17 protein-coding genes, 5 pseudogenes and 1 other annotated feature are annotated in these 24,372 nt (G+C 43.2%); of the genes and pseudogenes, 21 read left to right on the top strand and 1 reads right to left on the bottom strand.

Annotated features, from left to right (window positions below; genetic code table 11):
* Nucleotides 1-55: 55 nt before the first annotated feature.
* The 15 genes and pseudogenes from G4D76_RS02725 (at nucleotide 56) to G4D76_RS02655 (ending at nucleotide 15,343) form a co-directional block, all read left to right on the top strand.
* Nucleotides 56-1,625, top strand: a pseudogene (locus tag G4D76_RS02725) (AbgT family transporter).
* A gap of 433 nt (nucleotides 1,626-2,058) precedes the next feature.
* Nucleotides 2,059-4,654: pseudogene (polA, locus tag G4D76_RS02720) on the top strand (DNA polymerase I).
* A 9-nt stretch (nucleotides 4,655-4,663) separates the two neighbouring features.
* Complete coding sequence (gene mutM / locus G4D76_RS02715; protein WP_213810475.1) at nucleotides 4,664-5,527, top strand: bifunctional DNA-formamidopyrimidine glycosylase/DNA-(apurinic or apyrimidinic site) lyase; 864 nt, start codon at nucleotides 4,664-4,666, stop codon at nucleotides 5,525-5,527.
* Nucleotides 5,528-5,585: 58 nt separating this feature from the next.
* Nucleotides 5,586-6,128, top strand: a complete 543-nt coding sequence (gene coaE / locus G4D76_RS02710) for a dephospho-CoA kinase (protein ID WP_250130135.1) — start codon at nucleotides 5,586-5,588, stop codon at nucleotides 6,126-6,128.
* Nucleotides 6,129-6,200: 72 nt separating this feature from the next.
* Nucleotides 6,201-7,204: pseudogene (gene gap / locus G4D76_RS02705) on the top strand (type I glyceraldehyde-3-phosphate dehydrogenase).
* Nucleotides 7,205-7,285: 81 nt separating this feature from the next.
* Nucleotides 7,286-7,705, top strand: coding sequence for an antibiotic biosynthesis monooxygenase family protein (locus tag G4D76_RS02700; RefSeq protein ID WP_213810474.1), 420 nt, complete (start codon nucleotides 7,286-7,288; stop codon nucleotides 7,703-7,705).
* 454 nt (nucleotides 7,706-8,159) lie between these two features.
* Nucleotides 8,160-8,618 (top strand): transcriptional regulator NrdR, encoded by a 459-nt coding sequence (nrdR, locus tag G4D76_RS02695; RefSeq protein ID WP_026859713.1) that lies wholly within the window; start codon nucleotides 8,160-8,162, stop codon nucleotides 8,616-8,618.
* A gap of 1 nt (nucleotide 8,619) precedes the next feature.
* Nucleotides 8,620-9,966 carry a replication initiation and membrane attachment family protein gene (locus tag G4D76_RS02690; protein ID WP_026859714.1) on the top strand — a complete coding sequence of 449 codons (1,347 nt, stop codon included), beginning with the start codon at nucleotides 8,620-8,622 and terminating at the stop codon, nucleotides 9,964-9,966.
* A 108-nt stretch (nucleotides 9,967-10,074) separates the two neighbouring features.
* Nucleotides 10,075-10,893 (top strand): primosomal protein DnaI, encoded by an 819-nt coding sequence (gene dnaI, locus G4D76_RS02685; RefSeq protein WP_250130134.1) that lies wholly within the window; start codon nucleotides 10,075-10,077, stop codon nucleotides 10,891-10,893.
* A 309-nt stretch (nucleotides 10,894-11,202) separates the two neighbouring features.
* Nucleotides 11,203-13,132: pseudogene (thrS, locus tag G4D76_RS02680) on the top strand (threonine--tRNA ligase).
* Nucleotides 13,133-13,180: 48 nt separating this feature from the next.
* Nucleotides 13,181-13,319 (top strand) — a sequence feature (ribosomal protein L20 leader region).
* 14 nt (nucleotides 13,320-13,333) lie between these two features.
* Complete coding sequence (infC, locus tag G4D76_RS02675; protein WP_213810973.1) at nucleotides 13,334-13,864, top strand: translation initiation factor IF-3; 531 nt, start codon at nucleotides 13,334-13,336, stop codon at nucleotides 13,862-13,864.
* Nucleotides 13,865-13,886: 22 nt separating this feature from the next.
* Nucleotides 13,887-14,090, top strand: a complete 204-nt coding sequence (gene rpmI, locus G4D76_RS02670; RefSeq protein ID WP_026859718.1) for a 50S ribosomal protein L35 — start codon at nucleotides 13,887-13,889, stop codon at nucleotides 14,088-14,090.
* Between the two features lie 20 nt (nucleotides 14,091-14,110).
* Complete coding sequence (rplT, locus tag G4D76_RS02665; protein ID WP_026859719.1) at nucleotides 14,111-14,470, top strand: 50S ribosomal protein L20; 360 nt, start codon at nucleotides 14,111-14,113, stop codon at nucleotides 14,468-14,470.
* A 181-nt stretch (nucleotides 14,471-14,651) separates the two neighbouring features.
* Nucleotides 14,652-14,882: a hypothetical protein gene (locus tag G4D76_RS02660; RefSeq protein ID WP_213810473.1), complete on the top strand. Its 231-nt coding sequence runs from the start codon at nucleotides 14,652-14,654 to the stop codon at nucleotides 14,880-14,882.
* Nucleotides 14,843-15,343, top strand: a complete 501-nt coding sequence (locus G4D76_RS02655) for a nuclease-related domain-containing protein (protein ID WP_213810472.1) — start codon at nucleotides 14,843-14,845, stop codon at nucleotides 15,341-15,343. The genes G4D76_RS02660 and G4D76_RS02655 overlap by 40 nt, the downstream gene beginning before the upstream one ends.
* A gap of 268 nt (nucleotides 15,344-15,611) precedes the next feature.
* On the opposite strand, the gene G4D76_RS02650 is transcribed toward G4D76_RS02655, so the two are convergent.
* Nucleotides 15,612-15,800, bottom strand: a complete 189-nt coding sequence (locus G4D76_RS02650) for a hypothetical protein (RefSeq protein ID WP_213810471.1) — start codon at nucleotides 15,798-15,800, stop codon at nucleotides 15,612-15,614.
* A 287-nt stretch (nucleotides 15,801-16,087) separates the two neighbouring features.
* Between G4D76_RS02650 and G4D76_RS02645 the strand changes: the two genes are divergently transcribed.
* The 6 genes and pseudogenes from G4D76_RS02645 to pheT all read left to right on the top strand — a co-directional run bounded on the left by G4D76_RS02645 (nucleotide 16,088) and on the right by pheT (nucleotide 24,363).
* Nucleotides 16,088-16,777 carry a YhfC family intramembrane metalloprotease gene (locus G4D76_RS02645; protein WP_213810470.1) on the top strand — a complete coding sequence of 230 codons (690 nt, stop codon included), beginning with the start codon at nucleotides 16,088-16,090 and terminating at the stop codon, nucleotides 16,775-16,777.
* A gap of 349 nt (nucleotides 16,778-17,126) precedes the next feature.
* A complete protein-coding gene (locus G4D76_RS02640) occupies nucleotides 17,127-18,680 on the top strand; it encodes an alanine/glycine:cation symporter family protein (protein ID WP_213810469.1) in 1,554 nt (517 codons plus the stop codon).
* A gap of 114 nt (nucleotides 18,681-18,794) precedes the next feature.
* Nucleotides 18,795-19,871, top strand: coding sequence for a M42 family metallopeptidase (locus G4D76_RS02635; RefSeq protein WP_213810468.1), 1,077 nt, complete (start codon nucleotides 18,795-18,797; stop codon nucleotides 19,869-19,871).
* Nucleotides 19,865-20,608 carry a TrmH family RNA methyltransferase gene (locus tag G4D76_RS02630; RefSeq protein WP_026859723.1) on the top strand — a complete coding sequence of 248 codons (744 nt, stop codon included), beginning with the start codon at nucleotides 19,865-19,867 and terminating at the stop codon, nucleotides 20,606-20,608. The genes G4D76_RS02635 and G4D76_RS02630 overlap by 7 nt, the downstream gene beginning before the upstream one ends.
* A 303-nt stretch (nucleotides 20,609-20,911) precedes the next feature.
* Nucleotides 20,912-21,976: a phenylalanine--tRNA ligase subunit alpha gene (gene pheS, locus G4D76_RS02625; RefSeq protein ID WP_026859724.1), complete on the top strand. Its 1,065-nt coding sequence runs from the start codon at nucleotides 20,912-20,914 to the stop codon at nucleotides 21,974-21,976.
* A pseudogene (gene pheT / locus G4D76_RS02620) lies at nucleotides 21,963-24,363 on the top strand (phenylalanine--tRNA ligase subunit beta). Before pheS ends, pheT begins: the two are co-directional and overlap by 14 nt.
* Nucleotides 24,364-24,372 lie beyond the last annotated feature (9 nt).

Below are 24,372 nucleotides of genomic sequence, written 5' to 3'. Positions count from 1 at the left end.
GCCGCTCAATTTGAGCGGCTTTTACTTTTGATACATATTGGAGGACGTATAAGCTGTGGACGAGATTAAAAAGAAACAAGGATTTTTTCAAAAGTTTTTAGACTTTGTAGAATGGCTGGGTAACAAACTGCCGCACCCGGTTACGCTTTTTGCTATTTTGGCGGTACTTACTTTAGTTTTATCATCAATTTTCGGAATACTTGGAATTTCAGTCACACATCCAGGTGAAGGTAACGAAGAAGTTGCAGTTAAAAACTTATTAAATGCCGAAGGTATTAGTTATATATTCGAAAGTATGACGGATAACTTCATCAACTTCGCACCGCTTGGCGTTGTACTTTTAACAATGCTCGGTATTGGAGTAGCGGAGCGTTCCGGTTTAATCGGTGCTGCTCTGAAGGCTTTTGTACTTTCGATTCCAAAAAACCTGATTACTGCAGGTCTTGTATTTGCAGGGATTATGTCATCGGTTGCATCCGATGCAGGTTATGTAGTATTACCACCGCTTGGTGCACTTCTGTACTTAGCACTTGGCAGACACCCGCTTGCGGGTCTGGCTGCAGCATTCGCCGGTGTCTCTGCAGGGTTCTCTGCGAACTGCTGAGCGGAACGGACGTAATGCTTGCTGAACTGACAGCAGCGGGCGCAGCGTTAATCGACCCTGCATATGCAGATTCAATTAACGTGGCAATGAACTGGTACTTCATCGCAGTCAGTGTATTCCTGCTGACTTTTGTCGGCTGGTTCGTATCTGCTAAAATTGTTGAACCCCGTTTAGGTTCATTCAAAATGTCGAAGGAACAGGAAGAAGATTTATCAGGTGAAGATGTCGATGGAATTCAGACACTTCAGCCTGTCGAGAAGAAAGGTCTTATCTGGGCTCTAATCTCGGTTATTATTGGTTTGGTACTTGCAGCACTCTTAGTAGTACTGCCGAACTCGCCGATGCGGGGATCCGATGAAATTGGATCTTACATGGATACGATAGTTCAGTCGCCGTTCATGAGTTCACTTGTACCGATTATTGCGATTTTATTCTTTATCCCGGGTGTTGTTTACGGTATCGTAACGAAATCAATTAAAAACGATAAAGATGTCGCAGGACAAATGACTGACACGATGGCATCTATGGGAATGTTTATCGTCTTAGCATTCGCAGCAGGACAGTTCGTAGCTTACTTTACCGAGTCTAATCTCGGTCTTGTGATCGGGGTTTACGGTGCCGAGCTCTTAGACAGTCTGAGCTTGACCGGAGTACCGCTGTTGATCGGCTTTATGCTTGTGACTGCATTGATTAATCTGTTCATCGGCAGTGCGAGTGCCAAGTGGGCATTGATGGCACCGATTTTCGTGCCGATTCTAATGCAGCTTGGATACTCTCCGGAACTGACGACGATGGCTTACCGTGTAGCGGATTCAAGTACGAATATTATTACACGCTCATGACTTATTTTGCAATCATCATTGCATTCGCACAGAAATACGATAAAAATATCGGTATCGGTACGCTGATTTCAGTTATGCTGCCGTACTCTATTTTCTTCTTTGTTTTCTGGGCAGTAATGCTTATTGTCTGGACTCTTCTTGGAATTCCATTAGGTCCGGATTCACCAGTTTATTATTAAAGTGTTAAACACCTGACTTCTGATGAAGTCAGGTGTTTTTTTATGTGTAAGAGCTCTCGGTTAACAACGGCGTTTCTGTGTTGTGAATCGAAGGGTCCCGGTTAACAACGGCGTTTCTGTGTTGTGAATCGAAGGGTCCCGGTTAACAACGGCGTTTCTGTGTTGTGAATCGAAGGGTCCCGGTTAACAACGGCGTTCCCGTGTTGTGAATCGAAGGGTCTCGGTTAACAACGGCGTTTCCGTGTTGTGAATCGAAGGGTCTCGGTTAACAACGGCGTTTCCGTATTGTGAATCCAGCGCTCCCGATTCACAACGGCGTTCACCCGTTGTGAATCGAACACGCCTTTATACCAAAAGCCTTTTTTTATTGGCTAATATTCACTGGAACTGTATAATTTAAAGTAAGAATGTATGACTAACTAAGGAGAGTATTATGGCTAAGTTAATTCTCATGGATGGAAACAGTATCGCTTTCCGAGCGTTTTACGGACTGCCTCTGTTAACGAATCAGAGCGGGCTTCACACGAATGCAATTTTCGGTTATGCGAGACTGCTTGAAAAAGTAATAAAAGAAGAACAGCCCGATTATTTTTTAGTGGCGTTTGACGCAGGTAAATCCACGTTCAGACATAAACAGTACACGGAATATAAAGGCGGCAGACAAAAGACCCCGCCGGAGCTCGGCGAACAGTTTGCACCGATCAGAAATTAATCGATGCATACGGCATTAAACGTTTCGAGCACGAAGACTACGAAGCTGATGATATTATCGGGACGTGGACGAAGATTGCTGACGAAGAGAAGTTTGAAACAATCGTTATTACAGGCGATAAAGACTTAACGCAGCTCGCTTCAGAATATACGAAAGTATATATTACGAAAAAAGGTGTCTCTGATATTGAAGTGTACACACCCGAACACGTCGCGGAAGTTTACGACGGTTTAGTGCCGATGCAGATTATCGACCTTAAAGGCCTGATGGGCGATAAGTCGGATAATATTCCCGGTGTTCCCGGTGTCGGTGAAAAAACTGCAGTTAAACTATTAAAAGAGTACAGCAGTGTGGAAAATGTTCTCGATATATAGAGAACATCGGCGGTAAGAAATTAAAAGAAAACTTAACGAATAATAAAGATATTGCTTTAATGAGTAAAGATCTCGCAACAATTTACCGCGATATGACATTCGATTTTAAACTCGAAGAGCTTAAATTTAAGAACGAAGATTCAGCAGTGAAATACGAATTGTTTAAAGAGCTTGAATTTAACTCGCTTTTAGGAAACATGGAAGCAGCTGAAGTAGAAGAAGTGGCATCATTTACAGCTGAACCGACGGACAGTTTAAATGACTTCGGTGACGATATCAGCATTTATCTTGAAGTTCACGATGACAACTATTTAAAAGCACAGCCTGAATATATCGGTATTGCGGATGCGGACTCTGTGTTAGTAAAACATGCGTCTGAATTTGATGCCGATGAGCTCAGCCAGTTTTTAAATACACGCGAGTCTGTAACGACTTACGATTTAAAACGTCAGGTGGCTTTGTTGAATCATCTGAATGTAGAGTTCGATAACTTCACAGAAGACATTATGCTCGGCAGCTTCTTATTAAATCCGTCGAAGAAAATTATCGATGTGGCGGAAACTGCTGCTTTATTCAAGGTGTCGATTAACAGCGACGACTTCCATTACGGCAAAGGGCGCAGGAAAGACCCGGATGCTGGTGAAACGAAAGATTTCGTTGCCGATAAAGTCCAGGCGATTGAAAAGTCAGAGAGCCAATGTCAGCTGAGCTTAAGGCTGATGAAATGTATGACTTATGGCAGGACCTTGAAATTCCATTATCAAAAGTGCTCGTACAGATGGAACTTAAAGGCATTAAGATTAAAACCGAACGTCTAAAAGAGATGGAAACTGAATTGAGCGGACGTCTGCAAGATATTGAAGAAAAAATCTACGGACTTGCCGGGGAAGAGTTTAATATTAATTCTCCGAAACAGCTCGGGGTAATTTTATTTGAAAAACTTGAACTGCCTGCAATTAAAAAAACGAAGACGGGCTATTCAACAGCAGTCGATGTTTTAGAGCAGCTCGCGGATAAGCATGAAATTATCGAACATTTTAACTTACCGTACAATCAGCAAGCTCCAGTCGACATACGTCATCGGACTGCAGGGTGAAGTCACTGACGATTCCCGTATTCATACACGATTTAATCAGACGCTCGCACAGACGGGACGTTTATCGAGTGTGGAACCGAACCTGCAAAATATTCCTATCCGTCTTGAAGAAGGCCGTAAAATCCGTCAAGCATTCGTGCCGTCAAAAGAAGGTAATGTACTGCTCGGACTCGACTATTCACAAATCGAACTGCGTGTCTTAGCGGCGATTACGAAAGACGACTCGATGATGGAAGCATTTACGAATGATATCGATATTCACACAAAAACGGCGATGGAAGTGTACGGCGTCGAATTGGATGAAGTCACTTCATTAATGCGCCGTAACGCAAAAGCGGTTAACTTCGGTATCGTTTATGGCATCAGTGATTATGGACTGAGCCAGAACTTAGGCATTACGCGTAAAGAAGCGGGGCAGTTTATCGACACATATCTAGAATCGTTTAAAGAAGTGAAGCAGTTTATGCACGACATTGTGCAGGACGCTAAACGCGATGGTTACGTAACAACTATGCTGCACCGCCGCCGCTATGTGCCGGACGTGAACAGCAGAAACTTTAACGCACGTTCTTTTGCAGAACGTACAGCGATGAACTCGCCGATTCAGGGGAGTGCTGCGGATATTATTAAACTTGCGATGGTGAAGTATGCCAAGAGCGAAGAAGCACAGAAATTTAATGCAGAATTATTATTACAAATCCACGATGAGCTGATCTTTGATATTCCAGAGAATGAAGTAGAAGCCTTTATTCCGGTGATCAAAGATATTATGGAAAATGCTATAGACATCGACGTACCGCTGAAGGTAGATGCGGGGTACGGTACGGATTGGTATGAAGTGAAGTAGGTGGAATAGATGCCGGAATTACCGGAAGTCGAACTCGTTAAGCGGGAACTCACGCCCGTAATCAATTTAAAAATTACGGATGTCTTGTTGTCGGAACATATTTATAACGGGCATAAAAGCAATAAACGTACGATAGTAAAAGACGATCTTGAAACATTTAAAGAGATTGTGACCGGCAAAACGATTACGCATATCGGACGCCGCGGAAAATATTTATATTTTTTAATTAACGATGAGTACAAAACTACACACTTAGTGAGCCATTTAGGCATGTCGGGGGCCTACTTTATCGTGTCGGATTTTGAAGATATTAAAGAAAATAATTTTAAGAAGCACTGGCAGGTTATTTTCTCATTAGATAACGGTCAGAAGCTTGTCTATTCGGATATCCGCCGCTTCGGCGAAATGCATACGCATGACAGTCTGTCGGACTTTCCGCCGTTTGCTCGCATGGCACCGGAGTATACGGATGCGCTCAGTTTTGATCATTACATGCAAATGCTGCGCACGAAGAAATACGCAGAGAAGCCGATTAAAGTGGCGATTATGGACGGTGAAGTGATTCCGGGTGTCGGCAATATATACGCGGTTGAAAGCTTGTATCTGTCACACATTCTGCCGACCAGGAAAGTGAAAAATGTATCCGATAAACGGCTTCTTGAACTGTTCGACCGGATCACAGAAGTATTTGAGCTGTCATTAACGAGAGGCGGCTCAACGATTTCCGATTACCGGAGCGTAACCGGCGGCAAGGGTGAAATGCAAAACAGCTTTAGTGTGTATCAGCGGGAAGAATGTCCGCTCGGGCATCCGCTGACGACCAAAGTGATTAGTACACGCAATACATTTTATTGCACAACATGTCAGAGGTGACCAAGTCTATGTATAAAATAATCGGATTAACAGGCGGTATCGCCACGGTAAAACGACGGTGAGCGACTATTTAAAGGAGCGCGGCTATACTGTGCTCGATGCAGATGCATACTCCCGCAAGACGACGGAGAAAAATGGTCCGGCGATTCCGGCAATTAAACAAGCTTTCGGCGATGATATTGTCAATGCCGACGGTGAACTTGACCGGAAGAAACTGGGCGGTATTATTTTTAATGATGCCGATAAACGCCGCGAACTGAATGGAATTGTACATCCGCTAATCAGAGATATGATGAACGGTGATGAGCAGAAGTTTATCAAAAAAGGGCACGTGTTCTTAGATATTCCGCTGCTGTTTGAAAACGGCTTGAATGAACGCTGTGATTTTGTTGTTACAGTGTTCGTCGACCGTGATACTCAGATTAAACGTCTGACTGCAAGAAACGACTTAACTGTCGAAGAAGCAGAAGCACGGATTAACAGCCAGATGCCGCTGACAGAAAAAGTGCGCAAGAGTGAATACCGGCTCGATAATAACGGAAATCTTGAAGCGTTATATGAACAAATCGACAGATTTACTGAAGAGTTGGAAAGTATGTGAAACCGTGTTCAATGATTACTATAGTTGTGGTATAATATTTATGAAAATGAACTTTCAAAAGGAGCTCTAGTCATGAAAAAAGTTGCAATTAATGGTTTAGGTAGAATTGGAAGAATGGTGTTTCGAATTGTCTCAGAATCAAAAGAACTTGATCTTGTGGCAGTCAACGTAACATCACCTGCGAAAACAATCGCACATTTAATTAATTATGATACTACGCACGGTACATGGGACAAAAAAGTTGAGGTTAAAGGGGACAACATTGTAGTCGACGGTAAAGAAATTACTGTTACAAGTGACCGCAACCCTGCAAACTTACCATGGGCAGACCTCGGAGTCGATGTAGTTATCGAAGCAACAGGTGTGTTTAACCACGGTGATAAAGCCCAGGCTCATATTGACGCCGGTGCTAAAAAAGTATTATTAACAGGACCGTCATCGGGCGGAAATGTGCAGACATTAGTTCGCGGCGTTAACTGTGCAACATTAGACACGTCATCATACGATGTATTCTCAAATGCATCATGTACGACAAACTGTCTTGCACCTGTAGCGAAAGTATTGAACGATGAGTTCGGAATTAAAAATGGTCTTGTAACGACTGTACATGCGTACACGAACGACCAGATGAACCTCGACAACCCGCACAAAGATTTACGCCGTGCGCGCTCAGCTGCAGAAAATATTATTCCAACTTCAACAGGTGCTGCAAAAGCAACAGCTTTAGTACTTCCTGAACTTGAAGGCAAACTGGATGGTATGGCACTTCGCGTACCAGTTTCAAACGTATCATTAGTAGACTTAGTTGTAGATCTTGAAAAAGATGTAACTAAAGAAGAAGTTAATGAAGCGTTCAAGAAATACGAAGCTGACGCAATGAAAGGTATTTTAGGCGTAAGCGATGCACCATTAGTTTCAAGCGACTACAATACAGATCCACGCAGTTCAATCGTTGATGCAGACCTGACAATGGTTATGGCTGACAACAAAGTTAAAGTACTGTCATGGTACGACACGAGTGGGGTTACTCTGTAAGATGTGTTGAATTAGCTGAAATGATCGCTAAAGATATTTAACAATAAAGTCACAGGAGGGTAGTTGATGCTATCCTTTTTTTGCTACATTAAAAGTAATAATATGAACGAAGGAGTGCTGGTATGAAATTAGTAAATAACGACGGACAGAACACGGACCTGATTATCGAAGGCGAAACAGCCACATTTAAAGGAGAAGAATACGATATTCTTATCCATGACGGAGAAATCTCTGTTGCAGGACATATTGCAACGAATAACTTTATCGTAAAAGAAGAATATATTGAAGAAATGGTTGAGAGATTTAAAAGCCGTAAAGGCAACGTCGACCAGTACAACGGTTTTGCAGGCTTCATGCTCATTAAAAAAGAGAAGAAAATGTCAGTGCTGACAGGATGGGATTCAATCAAAGACTTCACAGCATGGGGGGAATCGGAAGCATTCCAAAACTCTCACGTTAAAAAAGAACAGCGCGTGAAATCACAAGGCAGCGATTACTTAGAAGCAATGCCTGTACGTGAAAGCTTCAGCGTCGAAGGATAAAGTTTTCTCTTCATAAGCAGTTGTGTCACCTCTGTTGGGGCTGGCGTGGCTGTTTTTATTTTGGATTGAACTTTAAAAATCGACGATGGCGGGATTTGGTGTCTATCCCGTCACTGTGACTTCGACGATGACGGTATCGGGTGTCTATCCCGTCACTGTGACTTTGACGATGACGGGATTGGATGTCTATCCCGTCACTGTGACTTCGACGATGACGGGATGAGGTGTTTATCCCGTCACTGTGACTTCGACGATGACGGGATTTGGTGTTTATCCCGTCACTGTGACTTCGACGATGACGGGATTTGGTGTCTATCCCGTCACTGTGACTTCGACGATGACGGGATCAGGGGTTTATCCCGTGACAGCGCCAATCCGCTTTCTTTTTTTATGTTTAGTGCTTTCGGTGTTATAATAATTGAAACTAATCTATTATTAACGAGGTGAACATCACATGAGATGTCCAAAGTGTCAGCATACGAATTCGAAAGTTGTGGATTCGCGTCATGCAGATGAGATGAATGCGATTCGCAGACGCCGGGAATGCGATGATTGTCAAACGCGTTTTACGACGTTTGAGCGTATTGAATTGTCACCCCTTGTCGTTATAAAAAAAGATGGGACACGTGAAGTATTCGACAGATCGAAAGTACTGGACGGTCTGTTAAAAGCATGTGAAAAACGGACGATTCCTTATGATGAAATTGAAAAGCGCGCGGATAATGTTGAAGCGGCCTTACGAAATTTAAACAAGGCTGAAATTACTTCCAATGATATTGGCGAGTCTGTTATGCATGAATTAATTACTCTCGATCAGGTGGCTTACGTGCGTTTCGCATCGGTGTACAGAGAGTTTAAAGATATCGATCAGCTGATGGATATCCTCCAAAATTTAGAAAAAGGTAAGGCTTAACATGAAATTTAATGAACGTTTAAAACCGAATACAGAGTTTATCGTTTACCAGCCGGGGACTCTTGCAAACGATGATTACGAAGTCTTAAATGCATTGTATTTACCGGTGATCGGCACAGAGGCCTTTAGTATTTACTTGTATTTATTTGAGTCGACGAAGGTCCACGATACGCTTGCGGTGCGTTTTCACCGTGAGCTCATGGATGAGCTGTCGATTAATTTGTCGAATTTTGAAGCGTCGCTCGATAAGCTTGAAGCGATTGGCCTCGTCAGAACCTACGTGTCGAACAAGGCGCACGATGATTTGTTTGTCTACAGACTGCTGCAGCCGCTGACGCCGGAAATGTATTTCAAAGATCCGATGCTGTCGATGTATTTATATTCACAGGTCGGATCGGCTAAATTTAACGATAAAAAAGAGCGTCTGATCTATCCGGAACTGCCGGCGGATATTACCGAGGTGACGAAGAAATTTACCGAGGTATTTTATCATTCGAGAGACGCTAAATTCCATACGCCGGACGATCACTTTAAACAAGATGATGTGTCCCGGGGGCCGGCGATTGATCTCGATGATTTCGATTTCGAAGTGCTGTTCACCCATTTAAAAGGCACGCGCATCGATAAGCAGTTTTTCTCAAAAGAAGTGAGAAGGCTCGTCGTACAGCTGAGCCAGCTGTTTAAACTGAACGCGTATGATATAAAACAAATTCTGCTTCAGTCGACGAGTCCGCAGTTCGGAATCGATAAAGAACGTTTGAAAACTGAAGCACGCAAGTACTATCAAAAGGAATACGGCGAAGTCATTCCAAGCTTTACGACGGCAGAAGAGGCGCTGAAGCCGTCGAGCGATGAAACGTATTTAGAAAGTCTCGATAAAGTCAGTCCGCTCGACAGAATTAACGATCTTAGAAGTTATAAACCGTCGGAGAATGATTTAAAAGTCGTGACGGAGCTAATTGTGAAAACCGGTCTTGAAAACGGAGTTATCAACGTGCTCCTGGAATATGCGATTCAGATGAAAGACGGTGATCTGCCGCTCAGATACGTCATGACTATCGCGGAAAATTGGGGTAAAGAAGGTTACCGCACAGCAGGCGAGGCGTACCAGTCGATTATGGAATTCCGTGAAGCTCAGGAAGAAAAACGCCAAAAACGCCAGTTTAAATATGCAGGTCCGGGCGAAGAACAGCCGGCTTGGCTGAAAGAAAAAACGACAGCGAAAAAACAGCCTGAAAAACCTGCTGCTGACAAGAGAGATGCTAAGAAGAAAAATAATGAACCGATGAAAACACTGAAAGACGATGAAGATTTCAGTAAACTTATAAATAAATTTAGAGAAAATTAGGTGAGGCGATGGAACCGTTAAGCAGTTTCGTTAAAAATTCTGAGAGGATTACAGAGAATAACGAACGTATTTAACGAGATTATTAATCATCCGAAGATGAAGGCGTTTATGGATGCGCATGAAGGTGAAGTTACCCGCTCCATGATTCAAAACGATTTGATGATTTTAAAACATTATATTAATCAGCCGACAGAATGTGAATCGGCAGGGGAGGGCAAATGCCTGAGTCACCCGGACGGTTTTATTATTAACCTTGAAATACGCCAGGGTCGTTTTAATATGATTTATTCAAAATGCCCGGTTAAAGCAAAACACGAGGAATTCATTAAACGTGAAAGCCTGATTCAGAGTTTTCATATTCCGCGCGATGTGCGTGAAGCGACATTCGATACGATTTTCCTAAACGATGATCGCCGGGATGTTTTAAAAAATGCGATTGAAAAAGCTGATAAAATTGCGCGCGGCGAAGGTTTCCGCGGACTTTATATACATGGTGAATTCGGTATCGGTAAATCATATATACTCGGCTGTATAGCAAACGAGCTGAAAGAAAAGTCGATTTCATCGATGATGATTTACGTGCCTGAAATACTGCGCGATTTAAAATCCGGCTTTAACGACGGCACGACAAACGAGCGCTACGATGCTATCCGCAGCGCAGAAGTGCTGATACTGGATGATCTCGGAGCGGAAGATGTCACTGCTTGGAGCAGAGACGAAGTGATTACGAGTATTTTAAACTACCGTATGGTCGAACAGCTGCCGACGTTTATCAGTTCAAACTTTGCGATTAATGAATTAAAAGGCCGCTACAGCTACACGAAAACGAATGGCAAAGAAGAGACGAAAGCACTCCGCATGATCGAGAGAATTCGTGCATTGTGTGAAGAAGTTGAGCTCTCAGGCGACAATTTAAGAAACACATAGCTTGTTGACAGGGTCATCGTGTACTATATAGCTATATTTCATTAATAATCCAAGGACAATACAATTTTTAAAATGTTTATCAAAGAGAGTGCATGACCTGCTGAGACATGCATAAACCGCGAATTGTTACTGCCTGAACACGGATGCTTTCTTAATCGAAAGCCGGGTGGACCGTTATCTCCAAGCTGAGACACGGGACATTTCTGTGTAAATCAGGGTGGTACCGCGGTAAAAGTCGCCCCTATTTTCTTAATAGGGACGGCTTTTTTATTTTTTAAAACTAAATTGGAAACTGAGAGGATGTTTAGCATGGTTGAAAAAATCGAAGTAAGATTCCCCGACGGGAACGTAAAAGAGTTTGATTTCGGTGTAACACCGGAAGAAATTGCCTTTTCAATCAGCCCAGGGCTGAAGAAAGCGGCACTTGCTGCTAAAGTGGACGGCGAATATTACGATTTAACTCGTCCGTTGGAAACAAACAGCGAAGTGGAATTAATTACGAATAAGAGTGAAGAAGGCATTGAAATTCTGCGTCACTCGACTGCGCATTTAATGGCACAAGCGCTGAAACGTCTTTACGGCAACGTTCATTTCGGTGTAGGTCCGGTCATTGAAGAAGGATTCTACTACGACTTTGACATTGATGAAAACATTCGTCAGAAGATTTCCCTAAAATAGAAAAGAAATGAAACGCATCGTCGATGAAAACATTGCGATTGAACGCAGAGTCTTGTCACGCGACGAAGCGAAAGAACTCTTCTCGGACGATCCTTATAAACAGGAATTAATCGAAGCAATTCCAGCTGATGAGCAGGTTACTGTATACTCACAGGGCGAATTTACTGACCTCTGCCGCGGTGTACACGTACCGAGAACTGCGAAGATCAAAGTGTTTAAACTGTTATCGACTGCCGGCGCATACTGGCGCGGGAATTCCGACAACAAAATGCTGCAGCGTATATACGGTACAGCATTCTTCGATAAAAAAGAACTGGCTGCTTATATGACATTATTAGAAGAACGCCGCGAGCGTGACCACCGCAAGATCGGTAAAGAGATGAAACTGTTTGAAAACAATCAGCTGATCGGTGCAGGTCTGCCGCTATGGCTGCCGAACGGTGCAACAATCCGCCGCGAAATCGAACGTTATATAGTGGATAAAGAAATCTCACTCGGTTATAACCACGTGTATACACCAATTATGGCGAACACAAATCTTTACAAAACAAGCGGACACTGGGAACACTATCAGGACGATATGTTCCCGCCGATGGACGTCGGCAACGAAGAACTGGTACTTCGTCCGATGAACTGCCCGCACCACATGATGATTTACAAAAACGAACGGCACTCATACCGTGAACTGCCGATTCGTATCGCAGAACTCGGCATGATGCACCGCTACGAAGCCAGCGGTGCGGTAAGCGGACTCCAGCGCGTGCGCGGCATGGTCTTAAACGATGCGCACGTATTCGTCCGTCCGGATCAGATTAAAGAAGAATTTATCCGTGTAGTGGAATTGATTCAGGAAGTTTACAAAGACTTCGGTCTGAGCGACTATTCATTCCGTCTCAGCTACCGTGATCCTGAAGATAAAGAAAAATACTTCGACGATGATGAAATGTGGCAGCGCGCTGAAAGCATGCTGAAAGAAGCCGTTGATGAAATGGGACTTCAGTATGAAGAAGTGGAAGGCGAAGCAGCATTCTACGGACCGAAACTTGATGTGCAGGTTAAAACTGCGCTCGGCAAAGAGGAAACTTTATCGACTGTACAGCTCGACTTCCTGTTACCTGAACGCTTTGACTTAACTTATATCGGCAAAGACGGCGAAGAACACCGTCCGGTCGTTATTCACCGCGGCGTAGTGTCAACGATGGAACGTTTCGTTGCCTTCTTAACTGAAGAATACAAAGGAAACTTCCCATTATGGCTCGCGCCGCAGCAGGTGGAAATCATTCCGGTTAACGTTGATCTCCACTACGATTATGCCCGTGAAATTCACGACGAAATGAAGAGCCAGGGCATCCGCGTGCATATCGACGACCGCAATGAGAAGATGGGGTATAAGATCCGCGAAGCTCAAATGAATAAAATCAAGTATCAGATCGTAGTGGGCGATAAAGAAAAAGATGAGTCGCTCGTTAACGTGCGCAAGTACGGTGAAGAGAAACAGGAGAGCTTTGACAAAGAAGAATTCCTTTATCAGTTAATCGATGAGATCAGATTAAAAAAATAAGTTTGACACAACTGATTTACTACTGTATAGTATTAAGAGTTGAAACAAACGGACAAGTTGAAGCTCCCGCTTCACACCCGCAAATGATCTTTTGTGACCGGGTAAATTGGGAAATGCAGACTCAGTAACTATTGTGCCTGCAAATTCTAAGGCGGGTGCAGTAATGCATTCGCCTTTTTTGTTCGTTAAATATTCTTGGAGGTGCTAAACATAGCTAAAGATCAAACATTGATCAATAATCGTATTCGCGCAAAAGAAGTTCGTTTAATCGGAGAAGATGGTTCACAGTTAGGTATTAAAGCAACGAGAGATGCAATCGAGATGGCAGAAAATGCCAACTTGGATGTAGTGCTTGTTGCACCAAACGCAAAACCGCCTGTTGCACGTATTATGGATTACGGTAAGTTCAAGTACGAGCAGCAGAAGAAAGACAAAGAAGCTCGTAAGAAACAAAAGGTTATTAACCTTAAAGAGATTCGTTTGTCACCGACAATCGAAGATCATGACTTTAACACTAAGTTAGGCCATGCAAAGAAATTCCTTGCTAAAGAAGACAAGGTTAAAGTCTCTATTCGCTTTAAAGGCCGTGCAATTACGCACAAAGAAATCGGACGTAAGGTACTTGAGCGTTTTGCTGAAGCACTTAAAGAAGATGGCCAGATTGAACAGAGACCGAAGATGGAAGGACGTTCCATGTTCTTAATCGTAGCACCATTTGCAGACAACAAATAAAAATTAATCGGAGGACTTTATCATGCCAAAAATGAAAACGCATAAAGGTTATGCTAAACGAGTTAAAAAAACTGGTACAGGCAAATTCAAACGCTCACAAGCGTTCACTAGCCACTTATTCGCTAACAAAACAACTAAACAAAAACGCCAATTAAGAGGATCAGCTTTAGTTCATAAATCAGATGCAAGAAGATTAGTTCACTTATTAGCTAAATCTGCTAAATAATATAAAAGGAGGAGTTAGAAATGGCTCGCGTAAAAAATGGATTAGTATCTCGTAAGAGACGTAAAAAAGTATTAAAACAAGCAAAAGGTTATTTTGGTGCTAAGAGCACTTTATATAGAACAGCTAAACAAGCTGTAATGAAATCAGGTCAGTACGCATACCGTGACCGTAAACAGAAAAAACGTGAATTCCGTAAATTATGGATCTCACGTATCAACGCTGCAGCACGTCAGCACGACATCAGCTACAGCCGTCTTATGAATGGTCTTAAAATCGCAGAAATCGATATCAACAGAAAAATGCTTTCTGAAATTGCTATCGCTGACGAAGCGGCTTTCGGTCAAATCGTAGAACAAGCTAAAAAAGCTTTAGCTAAATAAATATTTTTAAAAGAGGGCACCCATAAAGTTGGGTGCTTTTTTTGTATGTGATTTTTTGGAAATATTTGTAATATATTATTGTTTTGTTAAATAATTAAAATAACTTGTACGATAAAAAAATAAATCGCCGATTTTCCGTATATATAGTATAAGAGCGTATTTTATATTGAGGAGGAAGATCATGATACTGTTTGACAGATTTGTCGGTATGGAATTAGCATACTATCGTGCCTTGAACAGGCGTGTACTATTATCCGGTGAAGATGCAAAAAATTTGTCGGCCCAGGAAAAAGGTTATGCCGGTGAGTGTACATACGACCGGATATTTGATGAAGTGGGGCACGGCTTTGTATTCGTATTCCGTGATGTTATTTGGGGATTGAGGGCCGCGCTGCGCAGTACGATAGTTTGATTGTCAGCGATGACGGGATAGTCGTTAACGAAATTAAAAACTACTCCGGTAATTACCGGTATGACAAAGGAACATGGTACATAGGTAAGTCTCCGGTATCTGATGATGCACTGTCGCAGCTCCGGCGGGCGGTTGGTAAATTAGTTAAGCTCCGTTATCAGGTGCGTGGCAAATTTAATATCTCCGGTAAAGTCATCTTTCCGAATATCGAATTTCGTTTGCAGAGCAATGACGACGAGCTGTGGGATAACGTTGTGATGCGGTCCGGCCTGCGAAGCTATTTAATGCAATTTCAAAATATGAACGCAGGCCGAGTTGCCGAAGACATCGTCGAGCTGATCCGGAGTCACATCGTACCGAATACCTATTTCGATAAATGTGCCGATTTTAGTGCGGTACGTAAAGGATTATACTGCTGCGAGTGCGGCGGTTTTGAGCTGGAGAATCGAAAAATCATCTAGTCTGCGAATCGTGCGGCTCCAGGGAAACGAAAGAAACTCATATCATTCGTGCCATCAGTGATTATAAAGCACTGTTTTTAAATGAGAGATTGACTAACAAGCGATTTATGGAATTCATAGGGTATAAGGTGAGTGAAAAAACTGTCTTTAGAATGTTAAATAAGTATTGTGAGCAGCATTTGAAAGGACCAGCCACTCACTATACTTTTAAATATAAGAGTTTTGATGATGCATGTGAAAATAATGACCGTTCGTGGAGATATAAAGATTATATTGATGGCTTAGTAAGGGATTGATAGAAATTAATAGTTTTTTTAGCCTGTCCCGTCATTGTGCCTTCGACGATGACGAGATAGGCGTGTTGTCCCGTCATTGTGCTTTCCACGATGACGAGATAGGCGGTTTGTCCCGTCATTGTGCCTTCGACGATGACGAGATAGGCGTGTTGTCCCGTCACTGTGCCTTCGACGATGACGAGATAGGTGGGTTATCCCGTCATTGTGCTTTCCACGATGACGAGATAGGCGGTTTATCCCGTCACTGTGCCTTCTACGATGACGAGATAGGCGGTTTATCCCGTCACTGTGCCACCCACGATGACGAGATAGGCGGGTTATCCCGTCACTGTGCCACACATAACGACGGCGCATTAAATCCCTTCCCAAATTTTAACTATAATAATTCAATCTCCGTTGCCCACCCCTCCGTTTACCGCTACAATATTCATAAAGGAGCGTGTGCACAATGATTCCTCAATCAGAAATTGTAATTATGGCGGCTGTAGGGGTTTTATCAATTTTACTGCCGTTTATTTTTATGTTCATCCTCAGGAAAAAGTTTAAAATCAGGTGGCTGCCGTTCATTTTGGGTATCGGCGTATTTTTAGTGTTTGCTTTAATCCTCGAACAGATTATGCACGTAATCGTGCTGAACCCGCAACCCGACGGGACAATCGGATTAATATCATCATCACCGTGGCTTTATGTGCTCTACGGAATTTTCGCAGCGGGTATTTTCGAAGAGACGGGGAGATTATTCGCATTCCTACTCACAAAAAAGCATTATCGTGATATCGACAGCGCGGTATCGTACGGTATCGGGCACGGCGGTTTTGAAGCTGCCGCGGTCGTTGGTCTTGGGATGCTGTACGGAATAATTCTTGCTGTGCTGATAAATTCAGGATCGGACGCAATCAGCGCATTGCCGGTCGCAGCCGAAGATTTAGTTGTGAGCCAGCCGTGGTATATGTACTTAATCGCGATTATGGAAAGAATTATTGCGATGAGTCTCCACATCGCACTTTCGGTTATCGTCTTCTCAGCAGTGATGATGAAAGGGAAGTGGTGGCTGTATCCATTGGCAATTCTCCTTCACGCGCTCGCGAATACAACGGCGGCAATGATGCAGGCGGGACTGCTCACTATATTTATTTAATGTATGCAGGGTTAATCATTATGGCTGCAATTACAATCTTCATAGCGGTCAGATTGGTGAAAGATTATAGAGCAAATTTTATCCGCTGTAGGATAAAAACCGGATGCCTGGAAAGGTGCTTTTCACATCAAATAATAATATACTGATAATTCAGCCTTATCCATTTAATGGATAAGGTTTTTTTACAGCTCTCAGCCTTTACGCCCCAACGGTTTGAGGAGATAATGTTGATATATCAATGTTGTAAGCGGTAACAATTTTATAAAAAGTTATAGACAATGATTAGTAAATAGACTATATTTGAGTGGTAATTTCTTATTATAGAAAGAAAACAAAGGGGAATCATTTAATGGAGACAGTTGTAACGTTTTTTAACGACATCGTCTGGAGTGCGGCACTCGTCATACTTCTCGTTGTCACAGGATTGTACTTCTCAATTCGCATGAGATTGTTCCAGGTGCGATACATAGTCGACATGGTCCGTTTAATGTTGAGGGGTGGAAAATCAGAAGAGGGGATTTCCAGTTTCCAGGCCATTGCCGTATCACTGGCAGGCCGTGTCGGAACAGGTAACATCGTCGGGGTGGCTACCGCAATCTTTATCGGGGGTCCAGGTGCAGTATTCTGGATGTGGCTGATTGCCTTCCTTGGTGCAGGTAGTGCGTTTGTAGAGTCAACGCTGGCACAGATTTACAAACAGAAAGAAGACGGTCAGTACCGCGGGGGGCCGGCGTACTACATCGAAAAGGGGATCGGTGGAACGTTTGGTAAATACTATGCATTGCTGTTCGCAGTAGTAACAATACTTGCCTGCGGACTTTTACTTCCGGGCATTCAGTCCAACTCAATTTCAAGTGCAGCAACAAATGCATTTCCGTTTATTGAATCATGGATGATCGGTCTTTTCTTAATCATCATTTTAGCAGTAGTAATTTTCGGTGGAATCCGCTCGATTGCCAACGTTGCAACAGCAGCTGTTCCATTTATGGCAATTGCGTACATCATCGTTGCAGTAATTATCGTAATTATGAATATTTCAGAAGTACCGGCTTTAATCAGCTTAATCTTCAGAAGTGCGTTCGGTCTTGAACAGCAATTCGCAGGTACGGTTGGTGCAATGATTATGATCGGTATTAAACGCGGATTGTACTCAAACGAAGCAGGTCAGGGTACTGGCCCTCACGCAGCAGGTGCTGCGGAAGTTTCACACCCGGCTAAACAAGGTTTAGTTCAGGCGTTCTCAGTATATATCGATACTTTATTCGTATGTACAGCAACGGCACTGATGATTTTAATGACAGGTATGTATAACGTGTCTGACGGCGACGGCGGACTCATTGTCGATAACGGTGTATATCAGACTAACGTAGACGGCGAGAGAGATGTCAGCGGTACGGTAGTATTTACACAGGCTGGTATTGACAAAGCATTCCACGGTATGGAAAGCTTCCAGGAAGGCTTTATCGGATTCGGTTCATACTTCATCGCATTTGCGCTCTTGTTCTTCTGTTATACGACCATGCTCGCGTATTACTATATAGCAGAGACCAATCTGGTCTACATGCTGAAAGGCAGAATGCCGTGGCTGAAATATGTGCTCGGTATCGTATTAATCGGTTCAGCATTCTACGGTACGATTTCTACAGCTGGCCTTGCATGGCAGATGGGTGACCTCGGTGTAGGACTGATGGCGTGGATTAACGTTATCGGGATTCTTATACTGCAAAAACCGGCACTCAAAGCGTTCCGGGATTACGAACGACAGTACAAACTTCAAAAACAGGGTAAAATTGACGAAATCGTTTATACACCTGATCCTGAAGACTTTAAAGATCACAACTTCTGGGTGGATGAATATCCAAGAAGAGATGACCCGGATTACACGTATCCGGATAGAAACTAATTACTAAAGAGCACTCTCCTCAAGGAGGGTGCTTTCTTATGCAGTATATATATTTCGAAAGCTGAAATACTTTATGGTAAAATTGAGACACAACAACTTTAAAGGGGATTTTAAATGGATAAACAACTTGAAATGTTAAAAGACTTAACAGATGTCAATGGTATTGCAGGGTTTGAAAATGCAGTAAAACATAAAGTGAAAAACTACCTTGAGCCTTTAAGCGATGAAATTATTGAAGATAATTTAGGCGGGGTATACGGTAAGAAAACTGCCAAAGACGGCAGCAAAACGATTCTAATCGCAGGGCACCTGGATGAAATCGGCTTTATGGTAACTGAAATTGACGATAACGGCTTTCTTAAATTTACGCCGGTCGGCGGCTGGTGGAATCAGGTAATGCTGTCTCAGCGCATGAACATTACGACAGGTGAAGGCAATGTAATTACAGGGGTCATCGGTTCTAAACCGCCGCACGTATTATCGCCGGAAGAGCGTAAAAAACCTGTTGATATTAAAAATATGTTTATCGATATCGGTGTTGCTTCAAAAGATGAAGCACTTGAAGCAGGCGTGATGCTCGGTGATATGGTAACACCTGCATCTGAGTTTGAAGAGATGACGAATAAAAATTACCTGCTTGCAAAAGCATGGGATAACCGTTTTGGCGTGGCATTGTCAATCGAAGTCATGAAGAATCTTGCACAAGAAAATATAAATATTAACCTGGTAAGCGGTGCAACAGTGCAGGAAGAAGTAGGTCTGCGCGGCGCTAAAGTGGCGGCGAATAAAGTAAAACCGGACTTAGCAATCGCAGTAGACGTTGGTCTCGGCATGGATACACCGGGAATGAAATCTTCAAACGGTACAGGCGATCTTGGTAAAGGGCCGCTCGTTATTTTACTTGATGGTTCAAATATCGGACATGTGCCGTTCAGAAAACATATATTAGAAGTTGCCAAAGATAAAGATATCCCTGTACAATTACAAGTGATTCCAGGCGGAGGCACAGATGCAGGTTCATTCCACGTATCAAACGACGGTGTACCGTCGGTAGCAATCGGCGTACCGGTGCGCTACATGCATTCGAATGTGTCAATTATGCATAAGGAAGACTACAACAATGCAGTTAAACTCGTAACGGAAGTAGTCAAATCATTAAACGACGATAAGGTGGACGAAATCATTTGGTAAAAGAAGTTATTGCTTCAAAAGATAACACGCGCATTAAAAATTACCGTAAGCTCCATACGGCAAAAGGGCGCAAAAAGACAAATCAGTTTTTAATCGAAGGTGTTCATTTAGTTGAAGAGGCGATTAATTATAACCAGCCGGTCGAGACGATTATTATCGAAGACGGGTTCAAGCACGATTTAAATATCGATAAATTTAAAACGCTGTACGTTTCCCGAGACGTGATGAAATCTTTATCGACATTGGATACACCGCCCGGCATTGCGGCGATAGTAGATCAGCAAAAGCAGGGAAAGATTGATTTTCAAAGAGTACTGCTGCTGGAAGACATTCAGGATCCAGGCAACCTCGGCACACTTATCCGCACTGCGGATGCGTTCGGCTTTAAAACAGTGCTGATCACGCCGAAGAGTGCAGATCCGTACAATCCGAAAGTTTTGCGCAGTGCCCAGGGGAGTCATTTCCACCTGAACATTTTACAGCGTGAAGCAGCGGAAGCTGTCGCAAGCTTTAAAGGAATTAAAATTGGTACATCGCTGAATGATGCAGTGTATATTGATGATTTCAATAAGCCAAAAGGCGATATTATGCTTGTCCTCGGTAACGAAGGTCAGGGGCTGACTGATGAAACGCTGCAGCTGATGGATATTAATGCGAAGATTAATATGCCCGGGTCAAGTGAAAGTTTAAACGTTGCAATCGCCGGTGCCATCATGATGCATCATTTTAAATCTTGATTTTAAGCGCAGTTGGGCTATAATGGATGTAACAATATTATAAATCTGCTTCGGTTGAAGTTAGGAATAAATGATTATTATGACCAGTCACAGAGAACATTAATAGCAGCTGAAAATTAATGTATGGTTTTAATCAGTGTTCACCTGATTGATGAAGTAATACGGGCTTGCGTCACCATATAGACGCGGTAAGTGTCTGCATATGCAGAAAATTAGGTGGTACCACGGAACTCCGTCCTTTTATTTAGGACGGAGTTTTTTTGTTTTTAATAATATACTTTAAAAATATGAGGAGTGACGGGCATGACACAGGTGATGGAAACAATGCAGCTTGAATTTAACGATAAATTAAGCGGAATCGATAACAGTAAAGCACTCGCTGATTTACGTGTTGAATATTTAGGTAAAAAAGGTAAAGTAACAGGTTTAATGAAAGAGATGAAAAACCTGTCAAACGAAGAGCGTCCGGCTTACGGCCAAAAAGTTAACGTGCTGCGTAACGACATCGAGTCGAAACTCAGTGAACTTGAAGCGGAACTGTCTAAAAGAGCGCTTGAAGCAAAACTTGCTGAAGAAACAATTGACGTAACATTACCGGGACGCACGCTTGAAATCGGCGGGTCGAATCCGATTGACCGTATCGTTGAAAATATCGAAGATTTCTTTATCGGCCTCGGCTACGAAATTAAAGAAGGTTACGAAGTTGAGCAGGACTACTATAATTTTGAAGCATTGAACTTACCGAAATCACACCCGGCACGCGATATGCAGGACAGCTTCTACATTTCTGAAGATATTCTCTTACGTACGCACACATCACCGGTTCAGGCGCGTACGCTTGAAGCTCAAAAAGGCGAAGGTCCGGTTAAAATTATTTGCCCTGGTAAAGTTTACCGCCGCGACAGCGATGACGCGACGCATTCACACCAGTTCACCCAGATCGAAGGACTTGTAGTCGATAAAAACATTCACCTCAGTGACTTAAAAGGCACGCTCGAATTATTTGCGAAAGAAATTTTCGGCAACGACAGAGAAGTTCGTTTACGTCCGAGTTATTTCCCTTTCACTGAGCCGAGTGTTGAAGTCGATATTTCATGCTTTAAATGTAAAGGGTCAGGCTGTAACGTTTGTAAGCAGACAGGCTGGATTGAAATTTTAGGTGCCGGCATGGTACATCCGAACGTACTTGAAATGGCTGGCTTTGATTCTGAAGAATATTCAGGATTTGCATTCGGAATGGGGCCGGACCGTGTGGCAATGCTGAAATACGGCATTGAAGATATCCGTCATTTATATACGAACGATTTAAGATTTATCGATCAATTCATTCCGACAGAAGATGGAGGCGAACAGAATGAGAGTATCTAGAGAATGGTTAGAAACGTTTATCGATATTAATGTGCCGACCGGTGAACTTGCTGAAAGCATTACACGCGGCGGGATTGAAGTGGATGACATTATCGATTACACAGCGGATATTAAAAAACTGGTTGTCGGCTATGTGAAGTCGGTTAAGCCGCATCCTGAAGCAGACCGTTTAAACTTGTGCGAAGTGGATACCGGCGAAGAAACAACCAGACGTCTGTGGTGCACCGAACGTTAAAGCAGACAGCTACGTTATCGTCTCTAAAGTCGGCGGGAGACTGCCAGGCGGAATTAAAATTAAACGCGCGAAACTTCGCGGTGAAGTATCGGAAGGCATGATTTGTTCGCTGGAAGAAATCGGCGTAAAAGAAGAATATGTGCCGGCTGAATATCAGGGCGGAATTTTCATGTTTAACTCAAAACCGGCTCCAGGTACTGCTGCGCTTGAAGCTTTATATTTAGATGATCAGGTGCTCGAGTTCGACTTAACACCAAACCGTAAAGATGCCTTATCGATGATCGGTGCAGCATATGAAACGCGCGCCTTATTCGGCGGTGAAGTTGCAGTGCCGGATACATCTGTTAAAGAAATTGACGATGTAGTTACAGTCGCAGTTGAAAATGAAGACAGTGAAGCGGTGCCGTTTTACGCTGTCAGAGAAGTCAGAGATTTAACAATCAAACCGGCACCGTTATGGATGCAAATTCGTTTAATTAAAGCAGGCATCCGTCCGATAAACAACGTCGTTGATATTTCGAACTACGTGTTAATGGAATACGGTCAGCCGCTCCATATGTTCGACCGCGATAAAATCGGCTCGGACAAAATTGTGACGCGTTCCGCTAAAGCAGATGAGAAGTTCACGACGCTCGACGGCAAGGAACGCACGCTGACGCTTGATGATATCGTTATTACAAACGGCGAAGTGCCAATCGCATTAGCTGGTGTAATGGGCGGTCAGGATTCTGAAGTAACCGGGCAGACGGTAAATGTTGTAATTGAATCTGCATTATTTGAACCGGTTAGAATCCGCAAAACGAGCAGCCGTTTAAACTTGCGCAGTGAAGCATCACAGCGTTTTGAAAAAGGGGTCTCACACGAATTTATTTTACCTGCGGTAAACCGCGCAGCATATTTATTAGAAAAATATGCAGGCGGCAAGACGCTGAGCGGCATTGCATCCGAAGGTCAGCTTAATTTAGAGCCGGGTGTCATTCAGACATCTGTGGACTTTATCAACAATCGTCTCGGTACTGACTTAACAGTAGCTGAAATTCTCGGCACACTGCAGAAACTTGGATTAGGCGCTGAAGAAAAAGACGGTTCGATCGACGTCATTATTCCGTCACGCCGCGATGATCTGAAAATTCCTGAGGATATTTCTGAAGAAGTGGCTCGCATATTCGGCTACGACAATATTCCTTCGACATTGCCGGAATATTCGACAATTACGCCGGGCCGTTTATCGGATGAACAGCAGGAAGTGCGCGTAATTAAGCGCCAGCTGAATGCACAAGGCTTCAGCCAGGCGATAAACTACGCGTTAACGAGCAAAAAACGCATCGGTGAATTCACGACGCTGACAGATTCACTTAAATTATTAATGCCGATGAGTGAGGACCGCGCAGTGCTGAGAACGTCACTCGTGCCGCACTTAGTGGATAACGCGACGTACAACGTGAACCGCCAGCAGAAAAACGTGTCACTGTTTGAAATCGGTAAAATATTTGTGACTAACGGGCAGGATAAACTGCCGGATGAAGTAGAAATGCTCGCTGGAATCGTTACAGGCGAACAGCATAAAACAGCATGGACAAACACTTTTGTGCCGTCAGATTTCTATACGGTAAAAGGTGTGCTCGAATCACTGTTTACGAAACTCGGTCTTCTTGACCGCGTGACTTATAAACAATCGTCGGTACACGGCGAACTTCACCCCGGACGGACAGCTGAAGTTTATCTTGACGATAAAGCGATCGGTTTCGCAGGCGAAGTGCACCCGCAATATGCTGCAGACCATGACCTTGGCCAGACGGCAGTATTTGAAATTAACTTGGCAGAAGTACTGCGCGTTAAAACGGGCAGCATTCTGTATGAATTCCTGCCGAAATATCCGTCGATGTCACGCGATATCGCACTTGAAGTTGCGAGCGACGTAAACGTGTCTGAAATTATCGAGGTGATTCGTGAAGCAGCACCGAAATATTTAACAGACGTATACCCGTTTGATGTGTACGAAGGTGAACACATCGCAGACGGCAAAAAATCTGTTGCGCTTCACTTAACTTATTTAAACAGAGAAAAAACGTTGACAGATAAAGACATCGAAGCACTTCACACACCAGTTGAAGAAGCATTAATCGCAGCAGGCTATGCAGTCAGAGGATAAAATTAATAT

It is taken from the genome of Jeotgalicoccus sp. WY2 (assembly GCF_018437745.1).
Classification (GTDB): domain Bacteria; phylum Bacillota; class Bacilli; order Staphylococcales; family Salinicoccaceae; genus Jeotgalicoccus; species Jeotgalicoccus psychrophilus.
Note: the sequence above shows the minus strand (reverse complement) of the source record. Positions and strands in the feature narration are given on the sequence as shown.